This window comes from Bacillus sp. mrc49 (assembly GCF_002803435.1).
The window spans coordinates 1-301 of sequence record NZ_PHNG01000447.1 but is presented as its reverse complement, the minus strand read 5'-3'; the positions used below and the strand labels follow the sequence as shown (position 1 = coordinate 301).

The 301-nt window shown below is 47.2% G+C and carries 1 rRNA gene; it reads left to right on the top strand.

What is annotated here, in order from left to right:
* Positions 1–49 precede the first annotated feature (49 nt).
* Positions 50–301 (top strand): 23S ribosomal RNA (locus CVN76_RS02710); the annotation flags it as partial.

The following is a 301-nucleotide window of genomic DNA, read 5'->3' as shown; positions in this document are numbered from 1 at the left end:
GATAGAAGGCAATTAATTTTTTTCAAAGCATCTGTAAGACTTTTTTAACGGTTAAGTTAGAAAGGGCGCACGGTGGATGCCTTGGCACTAGGAGCCGATGAAGGACGGGACTAACACCGATATGCTGCGGGGAGCTGTAAGTAAGCTTTGATCCGGAGATTTCCGAATGGGGAAACCCACTGTTCGTAATGGAACAGTATCTTTACCTGAATACATAGGGTACTGAAGGCAGACCCGGGGAACTGAAACATCTAAGTACCCGGAGGAAGAGAAAGCAAACGCGATTTCCTGAGTAGCGGCG